The sequence below is a fragment of the Streptomyces sp. NPDC000410 genome (assembly GCF_040300305.1).
In the GTDB taxonomy this organism is placed as follows: Bacteria; Actinomycetota; Actinomycetes; order Streptomycetales; family Streptomycetaceae; genus Streptomyces.
Window position 1 is genome coordinate 92,367 of sequence record NZ_JBEPDM010000014.1, and the last position, 26,207, is coordinate 118,573.

26 protein-coding genes and 2 pseudogenes are annotated in these 26,207 nt (G+C 71.0%); 16 read left to right on the forward strand and 12 right to left on the reverse strand.

Annotated elements, in window-relative coordinates; translation table 11 throughout:
* Positions 1-121: 121 nt before the first annotated feature.
* From ABT342_RS17320 to miaA, 4 genes are all read right to left on the reverse strand, one after another.
* On the reverse strand, positions 122-2,266 hold the full coding sequence (locus ABT342_RS17320) for a RelA/SpoT family protein (RefSeq protein ID WP_351573774.1): 2,145 nt from the start codon (positions 2,264-2,266) through the stop codon (positions 122-124).
* A 140-nt stretch (positions 2,267-2,406) separates the two neighbouring features.
* Positions 2,407-3,330: a diaminopimelate epimerase gene (gene dapF / locus ABT342_RS17325; RefSeq protein ID WP_351573777.1), complete on the reverse strand. Its 924-nt coding sequence runs from the start codon at positions 3,328-3,330 to the stop codon at positions 2,407-2,409.
* Positions 3,331-3,421: 91 nt separating this feature from the next.
* Positions 3,422-3,880: a hypothetical protein gene (locus ABT342_RS17330; protein ID WP_351573906.1), complete on the reverse strand. Its 459-nt coding sequence runs from the start codon at positions 3,878-3,880 to the stop codon at positions 3,422-3,424.
* 106 nt (positions 3,881-3,986) lie between these two features.
* Positions 3,987-4,925 (reverse strand): tRNA (adenosine(37)-N6)-dimethylallyltransferase MiaA, encoded by a 939-nt coding sequence (miaA, locus tag ABT342_RS17335; protein ID WP_351573780.1) that lies wholly within the window; start codon positions 4,923-4,925, stop codon positions 3,987-3,989.
* A gap of 182 nt (positions 4,926-5,107) precedes the next feature.
* On the opposite strand from miaA, the gene ABT342_RS17340 reads away from it, so the two are divergent.
* Both ABT342_RS17340 and ABT342_RS17345 read left to right on the forward strand, forming a co-directional pair.
* The gene (locus tag ABT342_RS17340; RefSeq protein ID WP_351573783.1) at positions 5,108-5,332 is read left to right on the forward strand and encodes a hypothetical protein; all 225 of its coding nucleotides are present in this window, start codon (positions 5,108-5,110) and stop codon (positions 5,330-5,332) included.
* A gap of 23 nt (positions 5,333-5,355) precedes the next feature.
* Positions 5,356-5,640: an antitoxin gene (locus tag ABT342_RS17345; protein WP_351573786.1), complete on the forward strand. Its 285-nt coding sequence runs from the start codon at positions 5,356-5,358 to the stop codon at positions 5,638-5,640.
* A 104-nt stretch (positions 5,641-5,744) separates the two neighbouring features.
* On the opposite strand, the gene ABT342_RS17350 is transcribed toward ABT342_RS17345, so the two are convergent.
* The 4 genes from ABT342_RS17350 to ABT342_RS17365 form a co-directional block, all read right to left on the reverse strand.
* Positions 5,745-6,461 (reverse strand): class III extradiol dioxygenase subunit B-like domain-containing protein, encoded by a 717-nt coding sequence (locus ABT342_RS17350; protein WP_351573789.1) that lies wholly within the window; start codon positions 6,459-6,461, stop codon positions 5,745-5,747.
* 255 nt (positions 6,462-6,716) lie between these two features.
* Positions 6,717-8,234 carry a tRNA (N6-isopentenyl adenosine(37)-C2)-methylthiotransferase MiaB gene (miaB, locus tag ABT342_RS17355; RefSeq protein WP_351573792.1) on the reverse strand — a complete coding sequence of 506 codons (1,518 nt, stop codon included), beginning with the start codon at positions 8,232-8,234 and terminating at the stop codon, positions 6,717-6,719.
* 113 nt (positions 8,235-8,347) lie between these two features.
* Positions 8,348-8,992: a DUF305 domain-containing protein gene (locus tag ABT342_RS17360; RefSeq protein WP_351573795.1), complete on the reverse strand. Its 645-nt coding sequence runs from the start codon at positions 8,990-8,992 to the stop codon at positions 8,348-8,350.
* Between the two features lie 92 nt (positions 8,993-9,084).
* The gene (locus ABT342_RS17365) at positions 9,085-9,627 is read right to left on the reverse strand and encodes a DUF6153 family protein (protein WP_351573798.1); all 543 of its coding nucleotides are present in this window, start codon (positions 9,625-9,627) and stop codon (positions 9,085-9,087) included.
* A gap of 133 nt (positions 9,628-9,760) precedes the next feature.
* Between ABT342_RS17365 and ABT342_RS17370 the strand changes: the two genes are divergently transcribed.
* The gene (locus ABT342_RS17370) at positions 9,761-10,780 is read left to right on the forward strand and encodes a TAXI family TRAP transporter solute-binding subunit (RefSeq protein ID WP_351573800.1); all 1,020 of its coding nucleotides are present in this window, start codon (positions 9,761-9,763) and stop codon (positions 10,778-10,780) included.
* A 333-nt stretch (positions 10,781-11,113) separates the two neighbouring features.
* On the opposite strand, the pseudogene ABT342_RS17375 reads toward ABT342_RS17370, so the two are convergent.
* Positions 11,114-12,463, reverse strand: a pseudogene (locus ABT342_RS17375) (sensor histidine kinase); the annotation flags it as partial.
* Between the two features lie 15 nt (positions 12,464-12,478).
* Positions 12,479-13,180, reverse strand: a complete 702-nt coding sequence (locus tag ABT342_RS17380; protein ID WP_351573803.1) for a response regulator transcription factor — start codon at positions 13,178-13,180, stop codon at positions 12,479-12,481.
* Between the two features lie 305 nt (positions 13,181-13,485).
* Here ABT342_RS17380 and ABT342_RS17385 point away from each other — a divergent pair, with 305 nt between their 5' ends.
* The 8 genes from ABT342_RS17385 (at position 13,486) to ABT342_RS17420 (ending at position 19,892) form a co-directional block, all read left to right on the forward strand.
* Positions 13,486-14,271: an amino acid ABC transporter ATP-binding protein gene (locus ABT342_RS17385; protein ID WP_351573806.1), complete on the forward strand. Its 786-nt coding sequence runs from the start codon at positions 13,486-13,488 to the stop codon at positions 14,269-14,271.
* A gap of 167 nt (positions 14,272-14,438) precedes the next feature.
* The gene (locus ABT342_RS17390) at positions 14,439-15,275 is read left to right on the forward strand and encodes a glutamate ABC transporter substrate-binding protein (protein WP_351573809.1); all 837 of its coding nucleotides are present in this window, start codon (positions 14,439-14,441) and stop codon (positions 15,273-15,275) included.
* Between the two features lie 75 nt (positions 15,276-15,350).
* Positions 15,351-16,016 (forward strand): amino acid ABC transporter permease, encoded by a 666-nt coding sequence (locus ABT342_RS17395; RefSeq protein ID WP_351573812.1) that lies wholly within the window; start codon positions 15,351-15,353, stop codon positions 16,014-16,016.
* Positions 16,013-16,957, forward strand: coding sequence for an amino acid ABC transporter permease (locus ABT342_RS17400; RefSeq protein WP_351573815.1), 945 nt, complete (start codon positions 16,013-16,015; stop codon positions 16,955-16,957). Before ABT342_RS17395 ends, ABT342_RS17400 begins: the two co-directional genes overlap by 4 nt.
* Before the next feature lie 174 nt (positions 16,958-17,131).
* Positions 17,132-18,730: an FAD-dependent monooxygenase gene (locus ABT342_RS17405; RefSeq protein ID WP_351573818.1), complete on the forward strand. Its 1,599-nt coding sequence runs from the start codon at positions 17,132-17,134 to the stop codon at positions 18,728-18,730.
* Positions 18,731-18,762: 32 nt separating this feature from the next.
* Positions 18,763-18,849, forward strand: coding sequence for a putative leader peptide (locus tag ABT342_RS17410; RefSeq protein WP_348541654.1), 87 nt, complete (start codon positions 18,763-18,765; stop codon positions 18,847-18,849).
* Positions 18,850-18,945: 96 nt separating this feature from the next.
* Positions 18,946-19,482 carry a cupin domain-containing protein gene (locus tag ABT342_RS17415; protein WP_351573821.1) on the forward strand — a complete coding sequence of 179 codons (537 nt, stop codon included), beginning with the start codon at positions 18,946-18,948 and terminating at the stop codon, positions 19,480-19,482.
* A complete protein-coding gene (locus ABT342_RS17420; RefSeq protein WP_502965561.1) occupies positions 19,473-19,892 on the forward strand; it encodes a rhodanese-like domain-containing protein in 420 nt (139 codons plus the stop codon). Before ABT342_RS17415 ends, ABT342_RS17420 begins: the two co-directional genes overlap by 10 nt.
* Before the next feature lie 204 nt (positions 19,893-20,096).
* On the opposite strand, the gene recX is transcribed toward ABT342_RS17420, so the two are convergent.
* Both recX and recA read right to left on the reverse strand, forming a co-directional pair.
* Positions 20,097-20,789: a recombination regulator RecX gene (gene recX / locus ABT342_RS17425; protein WP_351573827.1), complete on the reverse strand. Its 693-nt coding sequence runs from the start codon at positions 20,787-20,789 to the stop codon at positions 20,097-20,099.
* Positions 20,674-21,810, reverse strand: coding sequence for a recombinase RecA (recA, locus tag ABT342_RS17430; protein WP_351573830.1), 1,137 nt, complete (start codon positions 21,808-21,810; stop codon positions 20,674-20,676). Before recA ends, recX begins: the two co-directional genes overlap by 116 nt.
* A gap of 165 nt (positions 21,811-21,975) precedes the next feature.
* Here recA and ABT342_RS17435 point away from each other — a divergent pair, with 165 nt between their 5' ends.
* From ABT342_RS17435 to ABT342_RS17455, 5 genes and pseudogenes are all read left to right on the forward strand, one after another.
* Positions 21,976-22,386, forward strand: coding sequence for an alpha/beta hydrolase (locus ABT342_RS17435; protein WP_351573833.1), 411 nt, complete (start codon positions 21,976-21,978; stop codon positions 22,384-22,386).
* Positions 22,387-22,538: 152 nt separating this feature from the next.
* On the forward strand, positions 22,539-23,255 hold the full coding sequence (locus ABT342_RS17440) for an NADPH-dependent F420 reductase (RefSeq protein ID WP_351573836.1): 717 nt from the start codon (positions 22,539-22,541) through the stop codon (positions 23,253-23,255).
* 178 nt (positions 23,256-23,433) lie between these two features.
* The gene (locus tag ABT342_RS17445; protein WP_351573839.1) at positions 23,434-24,642 is read left to right on the forward strand and encodes a sensor histidine kinase; all 1,209 of its coding nucleotides are present in this window, start codon (positions 23,434-23,436) and stop codon (positions 24,640-24,642) included.
* Positions 24,639-25,061, forward strand: a pseudogene (locus tag ABT342_RS17450) (response regulator); the annotation flags it as partial. The gene ABT342_RS17445 and the pseudogene ABT342_RS17450, both read left to right, overlap by 4 nt.
* A gap of 11 nt (positions 25,062-25,072) precedes the next feature.
* The gene (locus ABT342_RS17455; protein ID WP_351573842.1) at positions 25,073-26,200 is read left to right on the forward strand and encodes a cytochrome ubiquinol oxidase subunit I; all 1,128 of its coding nucleotides are present in this window, start codon (positions 25,073-25,075) and stop codon (positions 26,198-26,200) included.
* Positions 26,201-26,207 lie beyond the last annotated feature (7 nt).

The following is a 26,207-nucleotide window of genomic DNA, read 5'->3' on the forward strand; positions in this document are numbered from 1 at the left end:
CACCACGGCTACCAGCGCGGTGATCGTGAACCGCGACGACGCGCTCCGCACCCACCCGAACGGGGACTCCGAGGCACTGGGGAGCGTCTTCGAAGGGCGGCAGGGACTCCGAAGACGCCCCTCAGGGAGTGGCGGCCGGGTGCTGGGCGCGGCTGACGTCGTACACCCCGGCGACATCGCGCATCGCGCGCATCAGCGCGGGCAGCCCGGCGGCGTCCGGGAGCTGGAGCGTGTACGTGTGCCGAACGCGCTGCTCGCTCGGCGGTTCGATGGTGGCCGCGACAATCGCCGCACCCGCCGTCGCGATGACCTCGGTGAGGTCCGCGAGCAGCCTCGGCCGCCCGAACGATTCGGCAACGAGCGTCACCCGGCATTCGGCCGCATCGCCCCAGCGGACCCCGACCGGGGCCCGCCCCAGGGCCCGCATCCGGCTCACGGCGGGACACTCCGCGCGGTGGACGGTGACGGCCCCGCCGCGCACCGCGAAGCCGGTCACCGCGTCGGGCGGTACGGGGGTGCAGCATCCGGCCAGCCGTACGGTCGCCTCCGGCAGGTCGGTGACGGCGCCCGCGGCGGCGCGGCGGCCGGCCGCGGGCGCGGCGGGCGCGCGGGGCACGGTGGTCCCCGCTCCGCCGACGGCGATCGCGCCCTCCGGATGCCTGCTGAGCCAGGCGGTGATGGCGATGCGGGCGGCGGGGGTACGAGCGTGCCCCAGCCAGTCGGGCGAGGGCCCGGAAACGGAGTCCTCGGCGAGCAGGAGCTGCACCGTGTCACCGTCGCTGAGCTGGGTGCTGAGCGTGGCGAGGCGGCCGTTGACGCGGGCGCCGATGCAGGCGTGCGCTTCCTCTCCGTACTGTGCGTACGCGGCGTCCACACAGCTCGCTCCGGCCGGAAGGCCGAGCGTGCCGCCGTCGGCGCGGAACACCGTGATCTCCCGGTCCTCGGCGAGTTCGGCGCGCAGCGAGGTCCAGAAGGTGTCGGGGTCGGGAGCTGACTCCTGCCACTCCAGCAGGCGCGAGAGCCAGCCGGGCCGGGTCGGGTCGGCGCGCTCGCCGTCGGGCTGGTCGGTCTGTGCGGTCGGTGCCGCCTCCGTCTCGGGGCCGTCGGATGCCGTGTACGGATTGCCGAGGGCGATGACGCCCGCCTCGGCGACCTTGTGCATCTGGTGGGTGCGGATGAGGACTTCGGCCACCGCGCCGTCCGTCCCTGCGACCGCCGTGTGCAGCGACTGGTAGAGGTTGAACTTGGGCGCGGCGATGAAGTCCTTGAATTCGGAGATCAACGGGGTGAAACAGGTGTGCAGTTCACCGAGGACCGCGTAGCAGTCGGCGTCCTCTCCCACGAGCACGAGGAGTCTTCCGAAGTCGGTGCCGCGCAGCTCGCCGCGCTTGAGCCGGACGCGGTGGACGGAGACGAAGTGGCGTGGCCGGATGAGCACTTCCGCCTGGATGCCCGCTTCCCGGAGCACGGTCAGCACCTGCTCGGCGATGGCCGCGAGCGCGTCCGCCGCGTCGGCGTTGTCCGCGATCAGCGCGCGGGTGCGTTCGTACTCCTCGGGGTGGAGGATCGCGAAGACGAGGTCCTCCAGCTCGGTCTTCAGCGCCTGGACACCGAGCCGTTCGGCGAGCGGAATCAGAACGTCCCTGGTCACCTTGGCGATACGGGCCTGCTTCTCGGGACGCATGACACCGAGCGTGCGCATGTTGTGCAACCGGTCGGCGAGCTTGATCGACATGACCCGTACGTCGCTGCCGGTGGCGACGAGCATCTTGCGGAAGGTCTCGGGCTCGGCCGCCGCACCGTAGTCGACCTTTTCGAGTTTGGTGACGCCGTCGACGAGGTAGCAGACCTCGTCGCCGAACGCGGCTCTCACCTGATCGAGCGTCACCTCGGTGTCCTCGACGGTGTCGTGGAGGAGGGCGGCGGTCAAGGTGGTGGTCTCCGCGCCGAGTTCGGCGAGGATCAGGGTCACGGCGAGGGGATGGGTGATGTACGGCTCGCCGCTCTTGCGGAACTGGCCTCGGTGCGAGGACTCGGCCAGGACGTACGCCCGGTGCAGGATGGCGAGATCGGCGTCGGGGTGATGGGCTCGGTGCGCGTCCGCCACGTGGCCGATCGCGTCGGGCAACCGGTCCCTGGCGGCGGAACCAAGGAGCGCGGCCCGGCCCAGCCGTCGGAGGTCGATCCTGGGGCGGCCGCGGCGGCGGCTGGGGGCACCGGGGTTGGTGACCTCCGCGCTCCCAGGGTTGGTGGCCTCTGCACTCATGGGGCACCTCCGGCGGCGTCGACCGGTGGTGGGAAGGGCAGGCTTGCTCTCCCGGCCGGTGCTTGATGCTACCGAGCCCACCACGCGCCGGAGTCCGGCTCTCGCCGAGCGTGAACCGGATCACCCATTCGAGCGAAGCTCTATGCGACAGCCGTTTGATCACCGGTGGCGTCGCCGGTGGAACCGGTGAGCAGGCCGGGCTCGATACGGCCCTCCGCGACGATCACCGCGGGGCCGGTCATCTCGATCTCGCCGTCCGGGTGCTCGGTGATCACCAGCGTGCCGCCGAGGACGTCCACGGTGTACGTCACGGGGGCGCCGCTCTCCGCGGGGTCGGCGCCGTCCCGGCGGGCCGTGGCGACCGCGACCGCGCACGCGCCCGTACCGCAGGAGCGGGTCTCGGCCGCGCCGCGCTCGTGCACGCGCATCGCCACATGGCGGGGGCCGCGGTCCACGACGAACTCGATGTTGACCCCGTCCGGGTAGACCGAGGCGGGGGCGAACGGCGGGACGGACAGCAGATCGCCCGCGTGGTCCAGGTCCTCGACGAAGGCCACGGCGTGCGGATTGCCCATGTTCACGTTGCGGGCGGGCCAGCTGCGGCCGTCGACGGTGACCGTGGCCCCGCCCTCGGGGAGCCGGGCGCGGCCCATCGAGACCGTCACGTCGCCGGTCTTGGCGAGGTGGACCTGCTTGACGCCCGAGCGCGTGGCGATGGCGACATCACCGGCGGTGACATGACCCGCGTGCTCCAGGTAGCGGGCGAAGACCCGGATGCCGTTGCCGCACATCTCCGCGATCGAGCCGTCCGCGTTGCGGTAGTCCATGAACCACTCGGCCTCGTCGGCCATGGAGCGCGCCTCGGGGTGCGCGGCGGAGCGCACGACGCGCAGCAGCCCGTCGCCGCCGATGCCGGCCCGGCGGTCGCAGAGCCGGGCGACGCTGTCCGCGGACAGTTCCAGGGCGCCTTCTGGGTCGGGGACGATCACGAAGTCGTTCTCGGTGCCGTGGCCCTTGAGGAAGGCGAACGAGGACGTGCTCGGGGAGGTCTGCGCTGAGGTCACGAGATCAATCGTACGGGCCGGGTACGACAGCGCGTACGAGAGGAGCCCGGCGGGCCGTCCCACCGGACCGGCGGCCGCACGGCGGTCGCCGTCAGCGGAGGCGGGCGACGCGCCACACCGCGAGCGCGACCAGTGCGGCCACGACGACGACGTACAGGGCGATCACCCGCCAGTCGGGGCGATCACCCGATCCCCGTTTCGGCAGGCCGGGCCAGGTGTGTCCGACCTTGCGGGCGGCCATCATGCCCCAGCCCGCGGCGCAGCTGCTGATCAGCAGTCCGAGCATCGCGACGACGGCTCCGCCGTCCCCCGAGCCGAAGGCGAGGGGGAACGCGAACATGAGCGAGCCGACCGCGGCGAGCATCACGATGGGTGCGAGCTGCCAGATCCGCAGCCGGCGCTGCGGGCGCAGCTCCACCTCGACCTCGGCGCCCACCCCCGCCCCCGCGTCGTCCGGGGGCACGTCCTGGGTGTCGTCAGGTCCGTCGGGGCTCAGACGCGTCGCGTCCTCACTCGCTTCCTGATCTCTTTCGCGAGGGCCGGCCTCCATCGCCACGCGCCCTCCCAACTCGGACTCAACTGTCGATCGATGCTCGATGATGGCACGCCCCCGGGCACCGGAATGACGGCCGGAGCGTCCCGATGCCATCACGTGATCAGGCTGTAACCGGTCGTTCGACCAACGCCAGGGCACGGTGCGGGAGTTCCGCGCGGTCGGCGGCGGCCCCGCTCAGCCAGTGGACACGGGGGTCGCGGCGGAACCATGAGTCCTGACGGCGCGCGAAGCGTTTGGTGGCGCGTACGGTCTCGGCGCGCGCCTCGTCCTCGGTGCACTCCCCGGCCAGCGCCGCGAGCACCTGCTGGTACCCGAGGGCCCGGGATGCCGTGCGCCCCTCGCGCAGCCCCCGCGCTTCCAGTTCGCGCACCTCGTCGACGAGCCCCGCCTCCCACATGCGGTCCACGCGCAGGGCGATGCGCTCGTCGAGTTCCGGGCGCTCGACATCCACGCCGATCTGGACCGTGTCGTACACGGAGTCGTGACCCGGGAGGTTGGCGGTGAAGGGCTTGCCGGTGATCTCGATGACCTCGAGAGCGCGCACGATGCGCCGGCCGTTGCTGGGCAGGATGACCTGGGCGGCGTCCGGGTCGGCGGCGGCCAGCCGGGCGTGCAGGGCGCCGGAGCCGCCCTCCTCCAGCTCGGCCTCCAGCCGGGCCCGTACGGCGGGATCGGTGCCGGGGAACTCCAGGACGTCGATCGCCCCGCGTACGTACAGCCCGGAGCCGCCCACGAGGACGGGCGTACGCCCCTCGGCGAGCAGCCGGTCGATCTCCGCGCGGGCCAGCTTCTGGTACTCGGCGACGCTGGCCGCCTCCCTGACGTCCCAGATGTCGAGGAGGTGGTGCGGGATGCCGCCGCGCTCCTCGGGCGTCAGCTTGGCGGTGCCGATGTCCATCCCCCGGTACAGCTGCATCGAGTCGGCGTTGACGACCTCGCCGCCGAGCTGCTGGGCCAGATGAACGCCCAGATCGGACTTTCCGGCCGCTGTGGGACCGACGACGGCGATGACCCGCGGTGCGGGAGCTGCACTTCTCACCGCCCCAGTCTCGCAAACCTCGCGGGCCGTCCCCGAACGAGTTACGTGACGGCACACCAGCGGGGTCGTTGCCTGTTGCGAGGTTCCGGCCGCCGGTTTCTGGACCGGCACCCCCGAGCGGCGCAATGGGACGCTCCGGGCGACGCGGAATTTCGCCCGCACGAGTAGGCTATGGAGTAGATATGGGCGTTTTTGCAAGGTTTCGCCGTAAGGGTAAGGAAACTGCCGAGGCGTCAACCGAGGAGAGCCCGGTCGGCACTCCGACGGCCGAATCCGAGGACGGTCCCTCGGCCGGGGCCGAGCCCGACGCGGCGGAGGCTCCCGCCGCGGAGAGTGTGGACATCCCCAAGCAGCAGTCCGCCGAGGAGGCCGCGGACAACGAGGCTGGCGACGGCGCCCGGAAATAGATCCCCACGAGTGAAGGTGACCCATGGGCATCATGGACACGCTGAAGGCCAAGTTCGCCCCCGCCAAGGAGAAGGTCTCCGACAAGGTCTCCGGCTACGCGCAGCAGCACGGGGACAAGATCGACAAAATCGGGGACGGTCTGGACAAGGCCGCGCGGAAGGTCGATGAACGGACCAAGGGCAAGTACAGCGACAAGATCGAGTCTGGCACCGGCAAGGCCAAGGACGCCCTGGACCGTCTCGCCCACAAGGACGACGACGGCACCGGCCGGAAGGACGAGGGCACCACACCACCGCCCGCACCCTGAGGCGGCGATGCGCTGACAGCGCTTGAGCAGTGCGGTAGCAACGGCGGACGGCCGCGGAGAGTGACTCCGCGGCCGTCCGCCGCTCGTGTTGCGTGTGCGTGGTTTCAGGACCAGGCGGCGACAAAGTAGCCGACGCCGTACGGGGCGTCCTCGTAGAGCAGTTGCCCGGCCAGATCCGCGCCATCGGCGGCCCCCGCGAGCACCTGCCAGGGTGCGCGGCCCGCCGCTTTCAGTTCGTACGCCAATGACGCGTCCAGGGCCTTGAGCGCCGGCACGTCCGCCGTGCCCAGCGCGCGGGCCGCCTCCGCGTCGAAGGCCGCGGCGCGGGGGTCCAGATAGCCGGGCGCCTTCAGGGTGCGGCAGGCGCTGCCGTCGCCCATGACGAGCAGCGCGATCCGGTCCTGTCCTGCGGCGAGCTCCCGGCCGGCCTCCGCACAGCGCTCGGCGGCGAGCCGCTCCTCGATGCCGACGCCCTCCACAGGAACGCCGGCCCAGCGCACCCGGTCGAGCAGCCAGGCGGCGACGGCGAGCGACACCGGGAGGGGGCGCCCGGACTGCGTCGTGGCGCCGGCCGCGCCCAGGCGTACGGCGACATCGACGCCGAAGCCGTGGAAGGACCCCGTGGCGCCCTCCGGGTGCGGCCCGCTCGCGCCCTCGTCCGCGGGCCCGACCACGACCAGCCGGTCGGGACGGGACGCGGCCAGCACGCCCAGCGCGTCGGCACACGCGTCCCGGACGGCGTCCAACTCGGGCGCGGCGCCTGCGGCGACCTCGGGGACCAGGAGCGGCGGGCAGGGGCAGACGGCGGCGGAGACAAGCATGATCCGCAGCCTAGTCCGTGGAGTGCGCCGTTCGGGGCCGCCCTCGGGATCCACCACAAGGACTCGCGGCACATCCACCGCGCGGGCCACGCGAACCCCGTCGCGGGAGCCCTCCGGCCGCCGTTCGGGCCCGGCCGAGGCGCCACCGTACGAGCCGCTGGGGAATCCCGGCGCGGGCCGCCCTCGGCATCCCTCGCGGGAGCCGGGCGGGGTCGCGTCGTGCGGGTCCGGCGGAGGGGGCCGGGCGGATGGGGGTCAGCCGAGTGCCGAGCAGCCGCCCGTCGGGGCCGGGAGGGGGGCGGGAATGCCCACCGTGGGCAGGCCTAGCATCACGCCGGGCTGCTGCGGCGGGGCCTCGTTGCGCTTCTGCCAGGCGTCGCCCGCGCGGGTACGGCGCACGGCCTGGGCCGGGCCCTCCGCGAGCAGGTGGTGCGGTGCCGCGTACGTGATCTCCACGGTCACCACGTCGCCGGGGCGGACCTCCTGCTCCGGCTTGGTGAAGTGCACCAGGCGGTTGTCGGGAGCCCGGCCCGACAGGCGGTGGGTGGCGCCGTCCTTGCGGCCCTCGCCCTCCGCGACCATGACCTCCAGGGTGCGGCCGACCTGCTTCTTGTTCTCCTCCCAGGAGATCTCCTCCTGGAGGGCGACCAGGCGCTCGTACCGGGCCTGTACGACCTCCTTCGGGACCTGCCCCTCCATGGTGGCCGCCGGGGTGCCGGGGCGCTTGGAGTACTGGAAGGTGAAGGCGTTCGCGAAGCGGGCCTCCCGCACGGTGTGCATCGTCTGCTCGAAGTCCTCCTCGGTCTCGCCGGGGAAGCCCACGATGATGTCGGTGGAGATCGCCGCGCGCGGGATGGCGTCGCGGACCTTCTTGATGATCCCGAGGAACCGCTCCTGCCGGTACGAGCGGCGCATCGCCTTGAGGATCGTGTCCGAGCCGGACTGCAGCGGCATGTGCAGCTGCGGCATCACGTTCGGCGTCTCGGCCATCGCCGCGATCACGTCGTCCGTGAAGTCGCGCGGGTGCGGCGAGGTGAAGCGGACCCGCTCCAGGCCCTCGATCTCGCCGCAGGCGCGCAGCAGCTTGCTGAAGGCCTCGCGGTCGCCCAGATCGGAGCCGTACGCGTTGACGTTCTGGCCGAGCAGGGTGATCTCGGAAACGCCTTCGCCGACCAGGGCCTCGATCTCGGCGAGGATGTCGCCGGGGCGGCGGTCCTCCTCCTTGCCGCGCAGCGCCGGCACGATACAGAAGGTGCACGTGTTGTTACAGCCGACGGAGATCGAGACCCAGGCCGCGTACGCGGACTCCCGCCGGGTCGGCAGTGTGGAGGGGAAGGCCTCCAGCGACTCGGCGATCTCGACCTGCGCCTCCTCCTGGACGCGGGCGCGCTCCAGCAGCACCGGCAGCTTGCCGATGTTGTGCGTACCGAAGACGACATCGACCCAGGGCGCCTTCTTGACGATGGTGTCGCGGTCCTTCTGCGCCAGACAGCCGCCGACGGCGATCTGCATGCCGGGCCGCCTGGTCTTCATCGGGGCGAGCCGGCCGAGGTTGCCGTAGAGCTTGTTGTCGGCGTTCTCACGGACCGCGCAGGTGTTGAAGACGACGACGTCGGCGTCGCCGTCGGAGCCTTCGGGCGCGCGAACGTAGCCCGCGTCCTCCAGCAGACCGGAGAGCCGCTCGGAGTCGTGAACGTTCATCTGGCACCCGTAGGTGCGTACCTCGTAAGTTCCCTTGACGTCCACTGCCTGGCTCCGGTCGCTGCTGGTCATGGAACAAGGGTAGGCGGTGCCCCGGGTAACTCCCGACGCCGGAGCCTGCAGAAGACGTTACGCAAGGCGCCGCGGGACGGCCGGGTGACCGTCCCGCGGCGCGCGGTTGAGCGTCAGCCCCTGCCCAGCAGCTTGTTCATGCGCGAGATCTCGGCGCTCTGGGACGTGACGATGGCGCCCGCCATGTCCTTGGCGGGCGCGTAGCGACCGTCGGACTGCTCGGTCCTGGCCATCTCGACGGCGCCTTCGTGGTGCTTGATCATCAACTCGAGGAACGCGGTGTCGAACGCCTTGCCTGAGGACTTCTCCAGCTTGTCCATCTCGCCGGACGTCATCATCCCGGACATCGAGTGCCCAGCGTGCTCCGCGCCCTGGCTCTCCGCGGGGACATCCTCACCCCAGGACCTCAGCCACCCGGACAGCGTGTTGATCTCCGGGTCCTGCGCCTTCTTGATCTCTCCGGCCAGCTTCTTGACCTCGGCGGACTCCGCCCGGGTCGCGGCGAGTCCGGCCATCTCGACCGCCTGCCGGTGGTGCGGGATCATCCCCTTCGCGAAGGAGACGTCGGCGGCATTGCGGCCGCCCTGCTCGGTGCCCCGGTCCGCGGAGGCCGACGCACTGGGCGAGGAGGTCCCGCCGTGGTCGCCGTGGCCGGGCGAGCTCTCGTCGCCGGCGCCGCAGGCGACGAGCACGAGGGCGGCGGTGGCCGTGGCCGCGACGGCGGTGGCACGACGGATCAGGGAACGGTGTGCGGTCATGATGATGCGACTCCTGTGTCTGCGCTGAATTCAGGCATGGCTCTCGGAGGCGACGCCGGCCGAAAAAGGGGGCCGGGCGCACCGGGGCTGCCCTATATGCGCAGGAGTTGCAATTCGCTCAGCGAGGGCGGGGCGCGCCCGCTCGGAGTGGCCGCGGAAACGGGAGAGGGCAGGTCCTCCATCAGTCCCGTGACGGTCCGGCCCTGGTGGGGGGCGGGCAGCTCCGGCGCCGTGCTGGTGCCACCGGCCGCGCAGGTGGCGTCGGCGTGCTCGGCATGTCCGCCGGCGCCGCCGCCGTCATGGTCGGCACGGTCGGCATGGACGCAGCCCTCGGGGTCCGCCATGGCGGTGTGTGACGCCGCCGGGGCCACGTGGTGGGCTTCATGCATGGCGGGCGCGGCGGCGGGCGCCGCATGTCCCACAGGCCCCGCGGGCACGGCAGGCGCGACGGGCACCGCATGCGCCGCCGGCGCCGCATGTCCCGCAGGCGCGGGATGGGACAGCGCGGAAGGCACCGCGGGCCCGAGACCATGCATGGCCACCAGTCCGGCGAGCACGGCCAGGACTGCCGGCACGAGCAGCACGTAGTCCCGCACCCCATGGGGCCGGGCCGCGCGCCACACCTGCTGACTCATGCCCGCATCCTAGTCGGCGGCTCCGACACCCCGCCCCGGTAGGAGTACCCGGTGCCCCGGGCCAGCCACCGCGCACCGGGGGGCGTGACGCCGACCCTGGCGATCACGAGGAGTGGACTGGCAGGATCACGCCATGCTCCCGGCTCTGTCCAGAATCCGCCGCAACATCCGCATCACCCGCCGTCGTGCCCTGCAGGGGTCCGTCGTCATGGCCGTGGTGGGCGGGCTGCTGCTGTGGTGGCTGCTGCCGGTCGGCGAGAGCGCGCCCGGCGGACGGCTCACGTTCAGTACGGGCGTGAAGACCGGGGTCTACCAGCGGTACGGCGAGCTGTTGCAGAACGTGCTCGCCCGCGATCTGCCGGAGGTCTCGATAGACCTGCGGACCAGCGAGGGCTCCCAGCAGAACCTGGCCCGCGTCGCGAACGGCGAGGCCGACTTCACGATCGCCACCGCCGACGCGGTGGCGAAGTACCAGCGGGAGAGCCGCCCCGGTGCGGACCGGCTGCGGGGCTGCGCACGGCTGTACGACGACTATGTGCAACTGGTCGTGCCGCAGGACTCGCCCGCGCGAAAGCCGGCGGATCTGCGCGGCAAGCGCGTGGGCGTCGGTCAGGACGGGTCGGGTGTGCGGATCATCGCCGATCGGGTGCTGTCGGCGGCCGGCCTCGACCCCGTGAAGGACGTCGAGCCGGTGTCCGCAGGGATCGACACCATGCCGGGCCGGCTGGAGCGGGGCGAGCTGGACGCCTTCTTCTGGTCGGGCGGACTGCCCACGAACGCCGTGCAGAAGCTGTCCGAGCGCTTCGCCATCCGGCTCGTCCCGCTCGACAAGCTGCTGATCGACCGGGTCCACGACGCGGGCGGGGCGACCCGCTACTACCGCTCGGCCGTGGTTCCCGCCGACGCCTATCCGCACATCATGGGCGGTGCGGTGCAGGTGGAGACCCTCGCCGTCACGAACCTGCTGGTGACGACCGATCGTGCCGAGTCGGAACTGACCGAGAGCTTCACCCGTGCGGTCATCGACAGCCGGGACCGGATCGGGCAAGAGGTGCACCCGGCCCAACTGGTGGATCTGCGGACGGCAATCTACACCGACCCGTTGCAGCTGCATGAGGGTGCCCGGCGGTACTACCGCTCGGTCAAACCGTAGGCCGCGTGGCGGCGGCGGGCCCTCTTGGACCGCAGATGGCTCTCAAACCCCGCCTGCCGCTCGGATCTTCGGCGTCGTCTACGCGGGGAGGCGCGTCGCCGCGGAGGTAGCGGTGCGCGGAACCGCGAGCGTCACGCGCAGCCCGCGCCGTTCGCCGTCCGGCCCACCGTGCCTGTCCGGCCCAGCATGCCCCTCCGCCCCACCGTGCCCGGCCGGTTCACCGTGCCCGGCCGGTTCACCGTGCCCGGCCGGTTCACCGTGCCCGTCCGGCCCAGCATGCCCCTCCGCCCCACCGTGCCCGGCCGGTTCACCGTGCCCGGCCGGTTCACCGTGCCCGGCCGGTTCACCGTGCTCGTACGACAGCGTGCCACCACCCGCCGAGAGCAGCGCGCGGCTGATGGAGAGGCCGAGGCCCGAGCCCTTCACGTTCTGGTGGCGGTTGCTGCGCCAGAAGCGGTCGCCGATACGGTCCAGCTCGTCGTCGGTCAACCCCGGACCCCGGTCGGTGATCACGATCGTGGCGCGCTCGCCGTCGGCAGCGACCGTCACCGTGACCTCCTCTCCCCCGGGAGTGAACTTCAGGGCGTTGTCGATCACGGCGTCGAGGGCGCTGGAGAGGGCGATGGGGTCCGCCCACGCGGTGAGCGCGGGGCAGTCACCGGTGAGCAGGACCCCCTTCTCGTCGGCGAGCGGCCGCCAGGCCGCGACCCGCTCGTCCGCCAGCTCGCCGACGTCGGTGAGCTGGAGCTCCGCGGAGGCGTGCTCGGCCAGCGCCAGGTCCAGCAGGTCGTCGAGGACCCGGGCGAGGCGCTTGCCCTCGGTGCGTACGGACGCGATCTCCTCGTTCCCCTCGGGGAGCTCGAGGGCGAGGAGCTCGATGCGCAGCAGCAGGGCCGCGAGCGGGTTGCGCAGCTGGTGAGAGGCGTCGGCGACGAAGGCGCGCTGCTGCTCCAGCACTTCTTCGACGTTGTCGGCCATCTCGTTGAACGAATGGGCCAGCCGCCTCAGTTCCGGCGGTCCGCCGGCCGCCGCGACCCGCGAGTTCATCCGGCCGGTCGCGATGTCGTGCGTTGCGGCGTCGAGGACGCGTACGGGCAGCAGTACCCAGCCGGTGAGCCGGATGGCCGCGCCCACCGCGAGCAGCATCGCCGCGAATTCGCCCGCCGCGATCACCAGCCAACCGTTCAGGATCCGCGAGCGCAGCTGCCCGGTGGGCGAGTCGGTGACGACGACCGCGACGACGTCGCCGTCCCGTACCACCGGCGAGGCGACGACGAGCCTGGCGTCCTCCTGCCAGGGCCACACCTGGGGCGGATCGTGGCTGCGTCGCCCCAGAAGAGCCTCCTGGTAGGCCCGGCGGCCCTCCCCGGAGTAGGGGATCCGCCAGTCCTCGGGGGCGCGGGCCATGGGGACGTCACTGCGGTAGAAGACGCCCCCGCGCATTCCGTACACGTCGTTGTAGCGGTTCAGCTCCGCCACGAGCGTCGCGCGGCGCTCGTCCTGGCCGGCCGTGCCGTCGGTGACGAACTGGGCCTGCGCCGCGAACCGCGCGGTGTCGTCCAGCCTGTCGACGACAACCCTCTGCTGCTCGGCCGCGGCGAGGCTCACGGCGAGCGGGAAACCCAGGGCGAGCAGGACGCCCGCCATCAGGACGATGAGCAGCGGCAGCAGGCGGGTACGCAAGGGGAGGTGTCGCCGTTACGCGGCGGGCGCGACCAGGCGGTAGCCGACGCCGCGCACGGTCTCGATCAGGGCGGGCATACGGAGCTTGGAGCGCAGGGAGGCGACATGCACTTCGAGGGTGCGGCCGGTGCCCTCCCAGCTGGTGCGCCACACCTCACTGATGATCTGCTCCCGGCGGAAGACGACACCCGGCCGCTGGGCGAGCAGGGCGAGCAGGTCGAATTCCTTGCGGGTCAGCTGTACGGCCGTGCCGTCGACGCTGACGCGGCGCGTGGGCAGTTCGATGGTGACCGAGCCCAGCTGGAGGGCGTCCTCGCCGGCCGGCCCCGTCTCGTCACCGGGTGCGTTGCGCCGGCTGACGGCGTGGATGCGGGCGAGCAGTTCGCCGGTGTCGTACGGCTTGACGACGTAGTCATCGGCGCCGAGGTTGAGGCCGTGTATCCGGGAACGTACGTCGGACCGCGCGGTGACCATGATCACCGGGGTGGAGGTGAGCTTCCGGATCTTGCCGCAGACCTGATAGCCGTCCTGGTCGGGCAGTCCCAGGTCGAGCAGGATGACCCCGAAGGGTGGTTTCCCCGCGGCGGCCGCGGGGAGCACCGCCTGGAGCGCCTCCTCGCCGCTGCGGGCGTGCGTCACCTGGAAGCCGTGCTTGGCGAGCACCGCGGACAGGGCCGCGGCGACGTGGTTGTCGTCCTCGACGAGCAGCAGTCTCATGGCCCCCCTCCGTGGTGTGACCTTGGCGTATCGATGGCGTAGGTATGGCGCGCGTGTCGCGTATATGTCGCGCAGCTCTCGCGTGTGTACAGGGAATGAACGCCGATGGCGCACCAGCGAGTCAAGAGGGTTCCTGTGGCACCGGGGTTTCCGTTACGCACCCGGAACCAGCTTCCCCGCCCCGTTCACCCTGAGTGTCCGGTTGAGGCCGGATCGTTATGCTCAATTTCCGCTCAGATGTACTGACGCTGATCGCACTGCGTGATTAGTGTCCTCCCAACCGAGGAGGACGGAGCAAGAAGCCGATGAGCGGAGTTTCAGTGACCAAGGGCGCCGAGGACGCTGCGCCTGCGGCGGCGGACCTGGTCGTACTGAGCAACGTCAACAAGCACTTCGGCGCGCTGCATGTGCTCCAGGACATCGACCTGACGATCGCGCGTGGCGAGGTCGTGGTCGTCATCGGGCCCTCCGGGTCCGGCAAGTCCACACTGTGCCGCACCATCAACCGGCTGGAGACGATCGACTCCGGCGTGATCACGATCGACGGCAAGCCGCTGCCCCAGGAGGGCAAGGAGCTCGCCCGGCTGCGTGCCGACGTGGGCATGGTCTTCCAGTCGTTCAACCTCTTCGCGCACAAGACCGTGCTGGAGAACGTCATGCTGGGCCAGCTCAAGGTCCGCAAGACGGACAAGAAGGCCGCCGAGGAGAAGGCCCGCGCCCTGCTCGACCGGGTGGGTGTCGGCTCGCAGGCCGACAAGTACCCGGCGCAGCTCTCCGGCGGTCAGCAGCAGCGTGTCGCGATCGCACGGGCGCTGGCGATGGGCCCGAAGGTGATGCTCTTCGACGAGCCCACCTCCGCCCTCGACCCCGAGATGATCAACGAGGTGCTCGAGGTCATGCAGCAGCTGGCGCGCGACGGAATGACGATGGTCGTCGTCACCCATGAGATGGGCTTCGCGCGCTCGGCCGCCAACCGGGTCGTGTTCATGGCGGACGGCAAGATCGTCGAAGAGGCCACGCCCGACCAGTTCTTCAGCAGTCCGCGCAGCGACCGGGCGAAGGACTTCCTGTCGAAGATCCTGCACCACTGAACCGCACCCGCACCGGCCTGCCCCGCCGAAGCGAGTACTGCCCGAACCGGGTACCGCCCGAACCGGGTACCGCCCCGGGTGTTGAACCGGGCGGGCTCGGGGCACGTTGCGTGGGCAACGTTCAGCTGATCGCGTCGCACATCACGTCTAACCAAGGGAAGTTCACCATGAAGCTCCGCAAGGCATCCCTCGCCGCAGCCGGCGCCGTCGCGCTCGCCCTGACCGCCACCGCGTGCGGCGGCGGCGGTGACGACAAGGGCAGCGGCGGTGACGGAAAGATCACCATCGGCATCAAGATCGACCAGCCGGGCATCGGCCTGAAGACGCCTGACGGCAAGTACACCGGCTTCGATGTCGACGTCGCCACGTACATCGCCAAGGAGCTCGGTTACGACGCCAAGGACATCGTCTTCAAGGAGACGAAGAGCGCCGACCGCGAGTCGGCCATCTCGCGTGGTGACGTCAAGTTCATCGCCGCCTCCTACTCGATCAACGACGAGCGTCTGAAGAAGGTCGACTTCGCCGGTCCGTACCTGCTGGCCCACCAGGACGTCCTGATCCGCGCCGACGACAACTCGATCAAGTCGCCGGCGGACCTGAACAACAAGAAGCTGTGCTCGGTCACCGGTTCGACCTCGGCGAAGAACGCCAAGGAGAAGCTCGCCCCGAAGGCCCAGCTGCAGAACTACGGCGGCTACTCGGAGTGCCTCACCGGCCTGGAGAACAAGGCCGTTGACGCTCTGACCACCGACGACTCCATCCTCGCCGGCTACGCCTCCCAGGCCTCGTTCCAGGGCAAGTTCAAGCTGGCCGGCTTCAAGATGACCAACGAGAACTACGGCATCGGCCTGAAGAAGGGCGACTCCGACCTCAAGAAGAAGATCGACGCGGCGCTGACCAAGATGGTCGCCGACGGTTCCTGGGACAAGGCCGTGAAGGCCAACTTCGGCCCGGCCGGCTACAAGAACGAGCCCGCCCCGAAGATCGGCAACGTCGTCAAGTGAAGCAGGGCTGACAAGGCGCGCCGCCCGTGACGGCGGCGCGCCGAGCCCTCCCCACACGCGGAAGCGCGGGAGATCGTGTTCGACTTTCTTGAAGGTTATGACCTGCTGGGGGCCTTCTGGGTGACGGTGAAACTCACCGTCTACTCCGCCCTCGGATCCCTGATATGGGGAACGCTGCTGGCCGGAATGCGGGTCGGCCCGGTCCCCCTGATGCGTGGTTTCGGCACCGCCTATGTGAACGTGGTCCGTAACATCCCGCTCACCGTCGTCATCGTGTTCGCCTCGCTGGGCCTCTTCCAGACGCTCAACATCAGCCTCGGCGCCGAGGACTTCGATGTGATCAACTTCCGGCTCGCGGTGCTCGGCCTGATCGCGTACACCTCCGCCTTCGTGTGCGAGGCGCTGCGATCCGGTATCAACACGGTGCCCGTCGGCCAGGCGGAGGCGGCGCGTGCCCTCGGCCTCAGCTTCACGCAGGTCCTGAAGCTGATCATCCTCCCGCAGGCCTTCCGCGCGGTCGTCAATCCGCTGGCCAACGTGCTGATCGCGCTGACCAAGAACACCACCGTCGCCGCCGCGATCGGTGTCGCCGAAGCCGCGCTGCTGATGCGGGAAATGATCGAGTTCGAGGCGCAGCTCCTGCTGATCGCCGCCGTCTTCGCGTTCGGATTCATCTGCCTCACCCTGCCGACCGGACTGGTTCTCGGCTGGGTGAGCAAGAAGGTGGCGGTGAAGCGATGACTTCCGTCCTCTACGACGCCCAGGGGCCGCGCGCCAAGCGGCGCAACGTCCTGTACACGGGGCTCTTCGCGGTGGCCCTCGCGGCCGTGGTGTGGTGGGTGTACGACGCCCTCGACTCCAAGAACCAGCTCGACTGGGCCAAGTGGGAACCGTTCTTCACCAGCTCCCAGCCCTGGGTGACGTACATCTGGCCGGGGCTCGAGAACACCCTGACGGCCGCGGGCCTGGCCCTGGTCATCGCCCTGCCGCTCGGGGCGCTCTTCGGCATCGCCCGGCTCTCCGACCACCGGTCGGTGCGGGGCGCGGCGGGCACCGTCGTGGAGTTCTTCCGCGCGATCCCGGTGCTCATCCTCATGCTGTTCGCCAACGCGGCGTACTCGGAGTTCACCGACGTCAGCAGTGACATGCGTCCGCTGTACGCGGTGGTCACCGGTCTGGTGCTCTACAACGCCTCGGTGCTCGCGGAGATCGTACGGGCGGGCATCCTGTCCCTGCCCCGGGGCCAGACCGACGCGGCCAAGGCGATCGGCATGCGCAAGGGCCAGACCATGCGGTACGTGCTGCTGCCGCAGTCGGTGACCGCCATGCTGCCGGCGATCGTCAGCCAGCTGGTCGTCATCGTGAAGGACACCGCCCTCGGCGGCGCGATGCTGACCTTCTCCGAACTGCTGGCGTCCGTGCGTCCCATGAGTGCCAACTACGGTGCGAACACCATCGCCTGCTTCACCGTCGTCGCCGTCATCTTCGTCGCGCTGAACTTCGCGCTCACCTCGTTCGCGAGCTGGCTGGAGCGCAAGCTGCGACGCGGCAAGAAGAGCACGGGCGCGGCGGTGCACGCGGGACCCGGCGGCGGTCTGGAGACCGTCGGCCCCGCCAAGATCCAGACGCAGGGCGATTTCCACTCCGGCACCGGAGGTGCCGGAGCCGGCGGCGGCATCTGACCGCACGGTGGCTGGAAGGGCTCCAGGGGGGCGGCGGCGCGAATGCGCTGCCGCCCCTCGTCGCTTGACGGGGGCACCGGCAGTGGGTTGCATACGTTCTGTGATCGCGCACCGGGCTCCAACCGCTCCCTCTCGTGTTCTCCGCATGACCGTACGGGCCCTCGGAGTCGTGCCGTGGACCCGGTGATCGTCGTCGGCGCGGGCCCCGTCGGGCTCGCGCTCTCGCTCGCCCTGGCGGCGCAGGGCGTGCCCTCGGTCGTCCTCGACGAGGGCGCGGGCAAGGAGGAGCCCCGCTCGGCCCGTACGGTCGTGCTGCGTGCCGACATCGCTGCCCTGCTGGAGCGGCTCGGCTGCACCACGTTGCGTGACGAGGGCGCCCGCTGGGTCGGCTGGCGGTCGATCCGGCGCAAGCAGGACATGCGCGCGCTGGAGCTCGGCGGCGAGGAGTACCCCGCCCCCGTGCACATTCCGCAGCACGCCCTGACGCGCGGGCTGCGCGACGCCATCGCCGCCTGTGGTGATCTGGTGCAGGTCGCCACACACAGCAGGCTCGACTCCCTGGAGCAGGACGGCGACGGCGTCACAGCCCATACGCGCGGCCCGGAGGCGACATGGTGGCGCGGGAGCTATCTCGTCGGCTGCGACGGGGCCAGGTCTACGGTGCGCAAACTGCTCGGAGTCCGCTTCCCCGGCCGTACGGCGGTCGAACGCCACGCCGTCGCCGCGCTGCGCGCCGAACTGCCCTGGCCCGACGAGGCGGTGCTGCACCGGCTGCCGCCCTGGCGCACGGGCGGCGACGAGGTGACCGCCAGGCCGCTGCCGGACGGGGCCTGGCGGCTGGACTGGCTGCTTCCCGCGCGCGGCGACCTGGTCACGCCCGAAGCTCTGGTGACCCGGGTGCGGGACACGCTGGACGGCTGGTGCGGTGGGACGCCGCCGTACGAGTTGATCGACACGGGCGTCTACACGCTGCACCACCGGCTGGCCCGGCGCTGGCGCGTGGACCGGGTCTTCCTCGCCGGGGACGCCGCCCATCTCCTGGGCGCGGTCGGCACCCAGGGGGTCGACGAAGGGCTGCGCGACGCCGACAACCTGGCCTGGAAGCTGGCCCAGGCGTGGCACCACAGCGCGTCGGACACCCTGCTCGACAGCTATCAGGACGAGCGCCGCACCGCCGTCGCCGCGCGGCTGCGGGCGGCCGATCAGTCACTGCCGATACTGCGCGGCAGCGGGGGGCTGCGGACCTATCTGCCGGGGGCCGCACGGGGGCACGACACCTTGCTGACCGATGGGCATCTGGGGCTCGGCCCGCTGGGCGCGCCCCCCTCGTACCCACACTCCCCCCTCGCGCCTCCGTACGCCGACGGTCACACCGCCGTGGGCACGCCGCCCGGCGCGCCGGTCGCCGATGTCCCGGTCACGGCGCCGGACGGCACGGCCGTAAGGCTCCGGGACCGGCTCGGGCTGGGCCGGCTGCTGGTGGTGCTGGTCGCTCCGGGTACGGGCGTATGGGAACGGCGGCACTGGATGACCGCGGGCCTGATGCCGCAGCTGGCCGCCGCCGTCACGGCGCTGCCGGTACGGGCCGAGCTGCTGGTGACCGAGGGTTATCCGGGCGCGTCCGCGCACACGGTGCTGCTGGTGCGGCCGGACGGGCATCTGGTCGCGGCGTTCGCCGGGGTGCGCCCGGCCGACCTGCACGCGGCGGCGGACGCGGTGCGCGGAGGCGCTCCTGTCACGGTGCGCACCGACCGCACCGCGGACATCAATTGACCGACACGGGCGCACATGGTGTACTCCGGATCGTGACCGACACCGATCTGCGCCTGTGGCGGAGGGTCCATATGGACCTCGTCCGCTACGCGGGCTGCGTGTGTCGTCCGTCCTGCTGAATTCGCCTCCTTCTTCCTTCCGCGTGGCCGCGTTCAACGACGCACCGGGGACACCCCGGGCCGCGCGTGCCTCAGCGAACTCTCAGGACGGTTCCCGTGCCTCAGTCTGCTTCCGTACGGACACAAACGGCCGCGCCCACCGCACCCACCGCGGCCGACCTTCTCGACTTCGTCCGGCGCACCGCCGCCGACACCGAACTGATTGCCTCCCTTCCGCTCGACCCGGAGGGCCGTACCTGGCTACGCCTCGACGGGCCGGGCGGCAGCGAGGCCTGGCTGATCAGCTGGCCGCCGGGCACCGGCACGGGCTGGCACGACCACGCCGAGTCGGTCGGGGCCTTCGCCACGGCCTCGGGTGAACTCAAGGAGAACGCGCTCGCGGTACGGCTTCCGGCGAGCGGCTGGAAGACCCTGGAGCTGAACGACGGCGTCGACCGCGAGCGGCGGCTCGGCCCCGGGGACGGCCGGGCGTTCGGGCGGCACCATGTGCACGAGGTGCTCAACGAGTCCGCCGACACGCACGCGGTGTCGGTCCACGCGTACTACCCTCCGCTGCCACTGATCCGGCGCTTCAGCCGGTCCGGTGCCGTGCTGCGGCTGGAGCAGGTCGAGCGTCCGGAGGACTGGCAGTGAGCGAACGTCCGGTGGGTATCGATGAGTTGCTGGAGCGGGTCCGGGAAGGCCTGGACCGGGTCGCTCCACGCGAGGCCTACGAGGCGGCGGCGGACGGCGCCCTGCTCGTGGATATCCGTTACGCGGCACTGCGCGAGCGGGACGGGCTGATCCCCGGCGCGCTCGTCGTCGAACGCAATGAGCTGGAGTGGCGGCTGGACCCGTTGGGCAGCCACCGGGCACCCGAGGCCACCAGCCATGATCTGCGGGTCGTGGTGATCTGCAACGAGGGGTACGCGTCCTCGCTCGCGGCGGCGTCCCTCCAGCAACTCGGCCTCCACCGCGCGACCGACCTCACGGGCGGATTCCAGGCCTGGCGCGCGCAGGGCCTCCCGGTCACCGAGGCCTCCCCGTCAGTCACCGGGGCATAGGGCTTCCGGGCACGCAAGCGCAGGGCCTCCCTGCCACGGGCGGCGGCGCGGAGGTACTCGTACGGTCGGGCTTCCGGGCGATCCGCACGTGGTGAGCGAGGAGGCCGTCGGCTCCCCGCCCCGGCCCGCCCCGGGCCCAGGGGCGGGCCGGCCTGGGGTGCCCCGTCCGGGTGCCTCGGCCACGGTGTGCCCCTGGTCTCCGCGTCAGTACAGCCCCTCGTCGAGGCCCTCGGTGTCCTCTCCCTCTTCCTCCAGGGCCTGGCGCACCACCCTCAGCGCCATGCCCTCCCCGTATCCCTTGCGGGCGAGCATGCCCGCAAGGCGCCGCAGGCGGCGGTCGCGGTCGAGGCCGCGGGTGGCCCGCAGTTTGCGGGCGACCAGTTCGCGGGCCGTCGCCTCCTCCCGCTCGGAGTCGAGCTGTCCGACCGCGTCGTCGATCACCGACGGGTCGACGCCCTTGGTACGCAGCTCGCGGGCGAGGGCCCGGCGGGCCAGGCCCCGCCCGTGATGCCGGGACTCCACCCACGCGTCCGCGAACGCCGCGTCGTCGATGAGGCCGACGTCCTCGAAGCGGGACAGGACCTCTTCGGCGACATCATCCGGGATGTCCCTCTTGTGCAGCGCGTCGCGGAGTTGCTTCCGCGTGCGCGGGGTTCCGGTGAGCAGGCGCAGGCAGATCGCCCGCGCCCGCTCAGCCGGTTCCTGGGGCGACAGCTCCTTCTCGGCCCTCGACGAGTCGGGGCTGTCGCCCGGCCATTCGGTGCGCCGGGTCACGGACGGCTCAGCTCTTGCTCGCCGCGGCCGCCTTGGTGGCCTTCGTGGCCTTCGTGGCCGGCGCGGGCACCGACTTCCCCGCGTCGTCCGCCGCAGCGGCCGCCGAGCCCGCCGCGTCCGCACCCGGCTCGGCCGTGGGGGCCTCCGGCTTGACGCCGACGCCCAGCTTCTCCTTGATCTTCTTCTCGATCTCGTTGGCGAGGTCGGGGTTGTCCTTCAGGAAGTTGCGCGCGTTCTCCTTGCCCTGACCGAGCTGATCGCCCTCGTACGTGTACCAGGCGCCGGCCTTGCGGACGAAGCCGTGCTCCACGCCCATGTCGATCAGGCCGCCCTCGCGGCTGATGCCCTGGCCGTAGAGGATGTCGAACTCGGCCTGCTTGAAGGGCGGCGCCACCTTGTTCTTCACGACCTTGCAGCGGGTGCGGTTGCCGACCGCCTCCGTGCCGTCCTTCAGGGTCTCGATGCGACGGATGTCGATACGCACCGAGGCGTAGAACTTCAGCGCGCGGCCACCGGTCGTGGTCTCCGGCGAGCCGAACATCACACCGATCTTCTCGCGGAGCTGGTTGATGAAGATCGCCGTGGTCTTGGACTGGTTGAGCGCGCTGGTGATCTTCCGCAGCGCCTGGCTCATCAGCCGGGCCTGCAGTCCCACGTGCGAGTCGCCCATCTCGCCCTCGATCTCCGCGCGCGGCACGAGCGCGGCGACGGAGTCGATGACGATCAGGTCGAGGGCTCCGGAGCGGACCAGCATGTCGACGATCTCGAGAGCCTGCTCGCCGTTGTCGGGCTGGGACAGGATCAGGTTATCGATGTCGACGCCGAGCTTCTTCGCGTACTCGGGGTCGAGGGCGTGCTCGGCATCCACGAAGGCGACCTGGCCGCCGGCCTTCTGCGCGTTGGCCACGGCGTGCAGCGTCAGGGTCGTCTTACCGGAGGACTCCGGGCCGTACACCTCCACCACACGGCCGCGCGGCAGGCCGCCGACGCCGAGGGCGACGTCGAGCGCGGTCGACCCGGTGGGGATGACCTCGATGGGCTCGTTCGGCCGCTCGCCCAGGCGCATCACGGCGCCCTTGCCGAATTGCCGTTCAATCTGTGCGAGCGCGGCGTCGAGCGCCTTCTCGCGGTCGGTTCCTGCCATGGGTTCCACCCGGTTTGCTTGAGTCGATCGCTTCACGTCAAAGACGCTAACCCCTGCCACTGACAATGCGCCCCGACGCCCGTCCGGCCTGTGGACAACTCGATCGGAATCCCCGGGGTTCCAAGGGATTTCAGAGGTTCTGAGGGCGGCCGGAATCCCATAAGAATGGATGTTCGATTTCGCTGTCAAGCGCACCACGCGCACATCGCGGCCCCCACGCGACGGGGCGCTCGACCGGGTGCGGGCTTCGAATACCGGCTGATCGCGTTCCTCGACGCCGCCGTCGAGACCGGGCGCACGGCCGAGGACGCAGTGCGCGACCGTCTCGCCCAGGCCGGGGACAGCGCCGGCGCCGACCTGGCCACCGTGATCGCCCGGACCTTCCGCGACGAGGACCGTCCCCTCGCCGCCCAGCTGCCGGCCTACCCGCCGACCGACTTCGACGGCGACCACCCCTCGCGCACCGCCCAGTACGACCCCCTGCGCGACGAAGGCCTCGCCTACGCCCGGGCCCTGCGAAAGGCCGGGGGGATGTGTTCGTACGCAACTACGACGGGCTCATCCACGGCTTCCTGAACATGTTCCCCATCTCGCCCGCCGCCGACGCCGCCGTCAGCGAGCTGTTCACCCGGCTCGCGGCGCATCTAGGACATGCAGCGACCTAAAAGGGACCTATCGTCCTCAATCGGGGCGGCAAGCTGTCGCCCTTCGTCCGCAGAGGGAGACCCATGAAGATCGCCGTCCTCGGTACCGGAGCCGGTGCCCGCTGTCACGCCGCCAAGCTCAAGGAGCTCGGCCACCAGGTGACCGTCGGAACCCGGGACCCCGAGGCCACACTGGCCCGTACCGAGCCCGACATGATGGGGACCCCGCCCTTCGCCGACTTCCTCGCCGGCCACCCGGACCTGGCGCTCACCACGTTCGCCGACGCCGCCGCCGCGGGCGAGCTGGTCATCAACGGCATCGACGGCGCCAACGCCGTCCGCACCCTGACCGCCATCCCGTCCGGTGCCCTGGCCGGCAAGGTCCTGATCGACTACGCCGTGCCGTTCATCTACAACCCCGACGTCCCGCACCCCTGGCCGACCCCCTGGGGCACCATGCCGCGCCTGAGCCCTGTCGACACCGACAGCCTCGGCGAGCAGATCCAGCGCGCCCTTCCCGACACGAAGGTCGTCAAAGCCTTCGTCACCCAGGAACAGGAAACCGTCGTGAATCCGGCCGAGTTCGGCGGCGGCGACCACACCATGTTCGTCGCGGGCGACCACGAGGACGCCAAGACGGCCGTCGCCGAGCTGCTGCGCTCCTACGGCTGGAGCGACATCCTCGACCTGGGCTCGCTGCACGCCGCCCGTGGCATGGAAATGCACTCGCACCTGCACACCGCCATCGGACTCGCCCTCGGCGGCAGCCACCGGTTCGGCATCAAGATCGTGCGGACGTGACGAACCGGTTGCGCCGGGCCGGTCGCGACGAACCGGTTATGCCGAACTGGTTATGCCGAGCCCCGTTGTGACGAACCGGTTCTGCCGAACCATGACGAATCGGATCCGGCGAACTGAGCGAGGCAGTGGGCCGCCCCGGACGGCACGGCCACCGGCGCTCCCTGCCTATCCTTCGGGCATGGCTCTCCCCTCCCGCGCCCCCGACGGCGGCCGGATATCCGCGCGCGCCGCCGACATCGCGATCACGCTCGCCGTCACGGCCCTCGTGATCGTGTGGACGCTGGTCGCCATGCGGTACGCGAGCGAGTCGCCGAGCCGCACCCTGATCGGCTGGGCACTGATCGCCGTCGGCTGCGGGGCGCTGTACTTCCGCCGTCGCCACCCCGTCGCGGTCGCCGTCGTCACCCTGGCCGTCTCGGTCGTGTACTACCCGCTCAGCACGCACGACGGGCCGCTGATGATCACCTTCGCGCTGGCCCTGTACACGGCGAGCGCCGAGGGCCGTTTCACCGCCGCGGTCGCGCTCGGCGTCATCACCCTGCTCGCGGTCGGCTTCGGCGAGGTCCGGCAGACGGCCGGGAACCGCCAGATCGACGACACCTCGCTCTTCATGCTGGCCGGCTGGCTGATCAGCATGGTCGCGATCGGCCGCGTGCAGCGCACCCGTATCGCGTATCTCCACGAAGTGGAGCAACGCGCGCTCGCCGCCGAGCGGGAGCAGCAGGCGCGGGCCCGGCAGAGCGCCACCGAGGAACGGCTGCGGATCGCCCGCGAACTGCACGACGTGATCGGCCACAGCATCTCGCTGATCAACGTCCAGTCCGCCGCCACGCTGCACAAGCTCGGCAAGAAGCCGGAGCCGGCGGCCGCCCTGGCCACCGCCGAGGAGGCGCTCAAGGCGGTCAAGGCCACCAGCAAGGACGCCCTGCGCGAGCTGCGTGCCACGCTCGGCGTGCTGCGGCAGGCCGACGAGGCCGCGCCGACCGCGCCTGCCTCCGGGCTCGACCGGCTCGGCGAGCTGGTCGAGCGGGCCCGTTCGGCCGGGATCGACGTACGTACGAGGACCGAGGGCACACCGAGGCCGCTGCCGCCGCCGCTCGACCTGGCCGCGTACCGGATCGTGCAGGAGTCTCTGACCAATGTGACCCGGCACGCCGGGGCGCACAGCGCACTGGTCACGATCGCCTTCACCGACGAGGACGTACGAGTGCGGATCGACGACGACGGCCGGGGCTCCGCCGACGAGCAGGCGCTGGGCAGCGGGATCCGTGGAATGACCGAGCGCGCGAAGGCGTTCGGTGGCGAACTGACCGCTCAGAACACCGTGGACGGCTTCCGGGTGAGTGCCCGGCTGCCGTTCACCACCACCGGGGGGACCCAGGGATGATTCGTGTCGTGCTCGCGGACGACCAGACGCTGGTACGGGCCGGCTTCCGCTCCATACTCGGCGACGAGGCCGACATCGAGGTCGTCGGCGAGGCCGGTGACGGCGAGCAGGCCATTGCGCTCGCCCGCGAACTGCGCCCCGACGTCGTCCTGATGGACATCCGCATGCCGGGCCTGGACGGTCTCGAAGCCACCCGCCGCATCACCGGCGACGAACGTCTCGCCGGCGTGCGCGTGGTGATCCTCACGACCTTCGACGTGGACGAGTACGTCTACGGAGCGCTGCGTGCGGGAGCTTCCGGTTTCCTGGTCAAGGACACCGAACCGATGGAACTGCTGCACGGGGTACGGGTGGTGGCGCGCGGCGACGCGCTGATCGCCCCCGCCGTCACCCGGCGCCTGATCGCGGACTTCGCGGGTCTCGGCAGACGATGGTGCGCTTCTGGGGGCAGTTGTACGTCATCAACTACGCGGTCGGGATCGTCACCGGCATCGTCATGGAGTTCCAGTTCGGGCTGAGCTGGAGCGGGCTGACGCACTACGCGGGCAATGTCTTCGGGGCCTCGCTCGCGGTCGAGACGATCGTCGCGTTCTTCGTCGAGTCGACGTTCCTGGGGCTGTGGATCTTCGGCTGGAACCGCTTCAACAGGTGGGCCCATCTGGCGATGATCTGGGTCGTCACGCTGACCGCCTATCTGTCGGCGTACTGGATCCTCGTGTCGAACGGCTTCCTGAACAACCCGGTGGGACACCGCGAGGAGGGCGGGAAGCTGGTCCTGGCGGACGCCGGGGCCCTCCTGACGAACCCCAGCGCCCTGCTGGCCTTCGGGCACATCGTGGCCGGGGCGCTGCTGACGGCCGGATTCTTCATGGCGGGCGTCAGCGCGTACCACCTGTTCCGGCGCACTCCGCAGTGGCGGCTCTTCGGCAGCGGGCTGCGGACGGGCATGTTCCTGTCGCTGCCCGCGCTGTTCGTGACGGCGGCCTTCGGCGGGGTCCAGTTGTCCTCACTCAAGACACTCCAGCCCATGAAATCGGCCGTGTTCAGCCAGAAGACGGCCGAAATCGCGCAGATCCAGGCTGACATGGTCACCCGGTTCGGTCCTGGCGACTACGTGCCATCGGAGGCCTGGACGCGCGGCGGCGGGATCGTGATGATGCTGTCCTTCGCCCTGATGATGTACCTGGTGGTGCCGGGCGTCGTCCTGGCGTTCTTCCGGACCGCTGTGCACCGCTTCCGCGCCTGGCACGTCGTGCTCATCGCCTCCATGCCGCTCCCCTACCTCGCGATGATCAGCGGCTGGGTGTTCCGGGAGGCGGGCCGCCAGCCCTGGGTGGTGTACGGGCTGCTGAAGACCGAGGACGCCGTCTCGGGCCTCTCCCCAGGTGCGATGCGCGCTTCTCTCATCACCTTCACCACCCTGTTCGCGCTGCTGGCCGCGGTCAACATCTGGCTGCTCGTGCGCTGCGCGCGGCGCGGGCCCGTCGAGGACGGGCTCGGCCACGACGACCGAGCGCACGACGACACAGCCCGTCCGCTTGCCGCCCCGAGCTACTGAGGAGCCG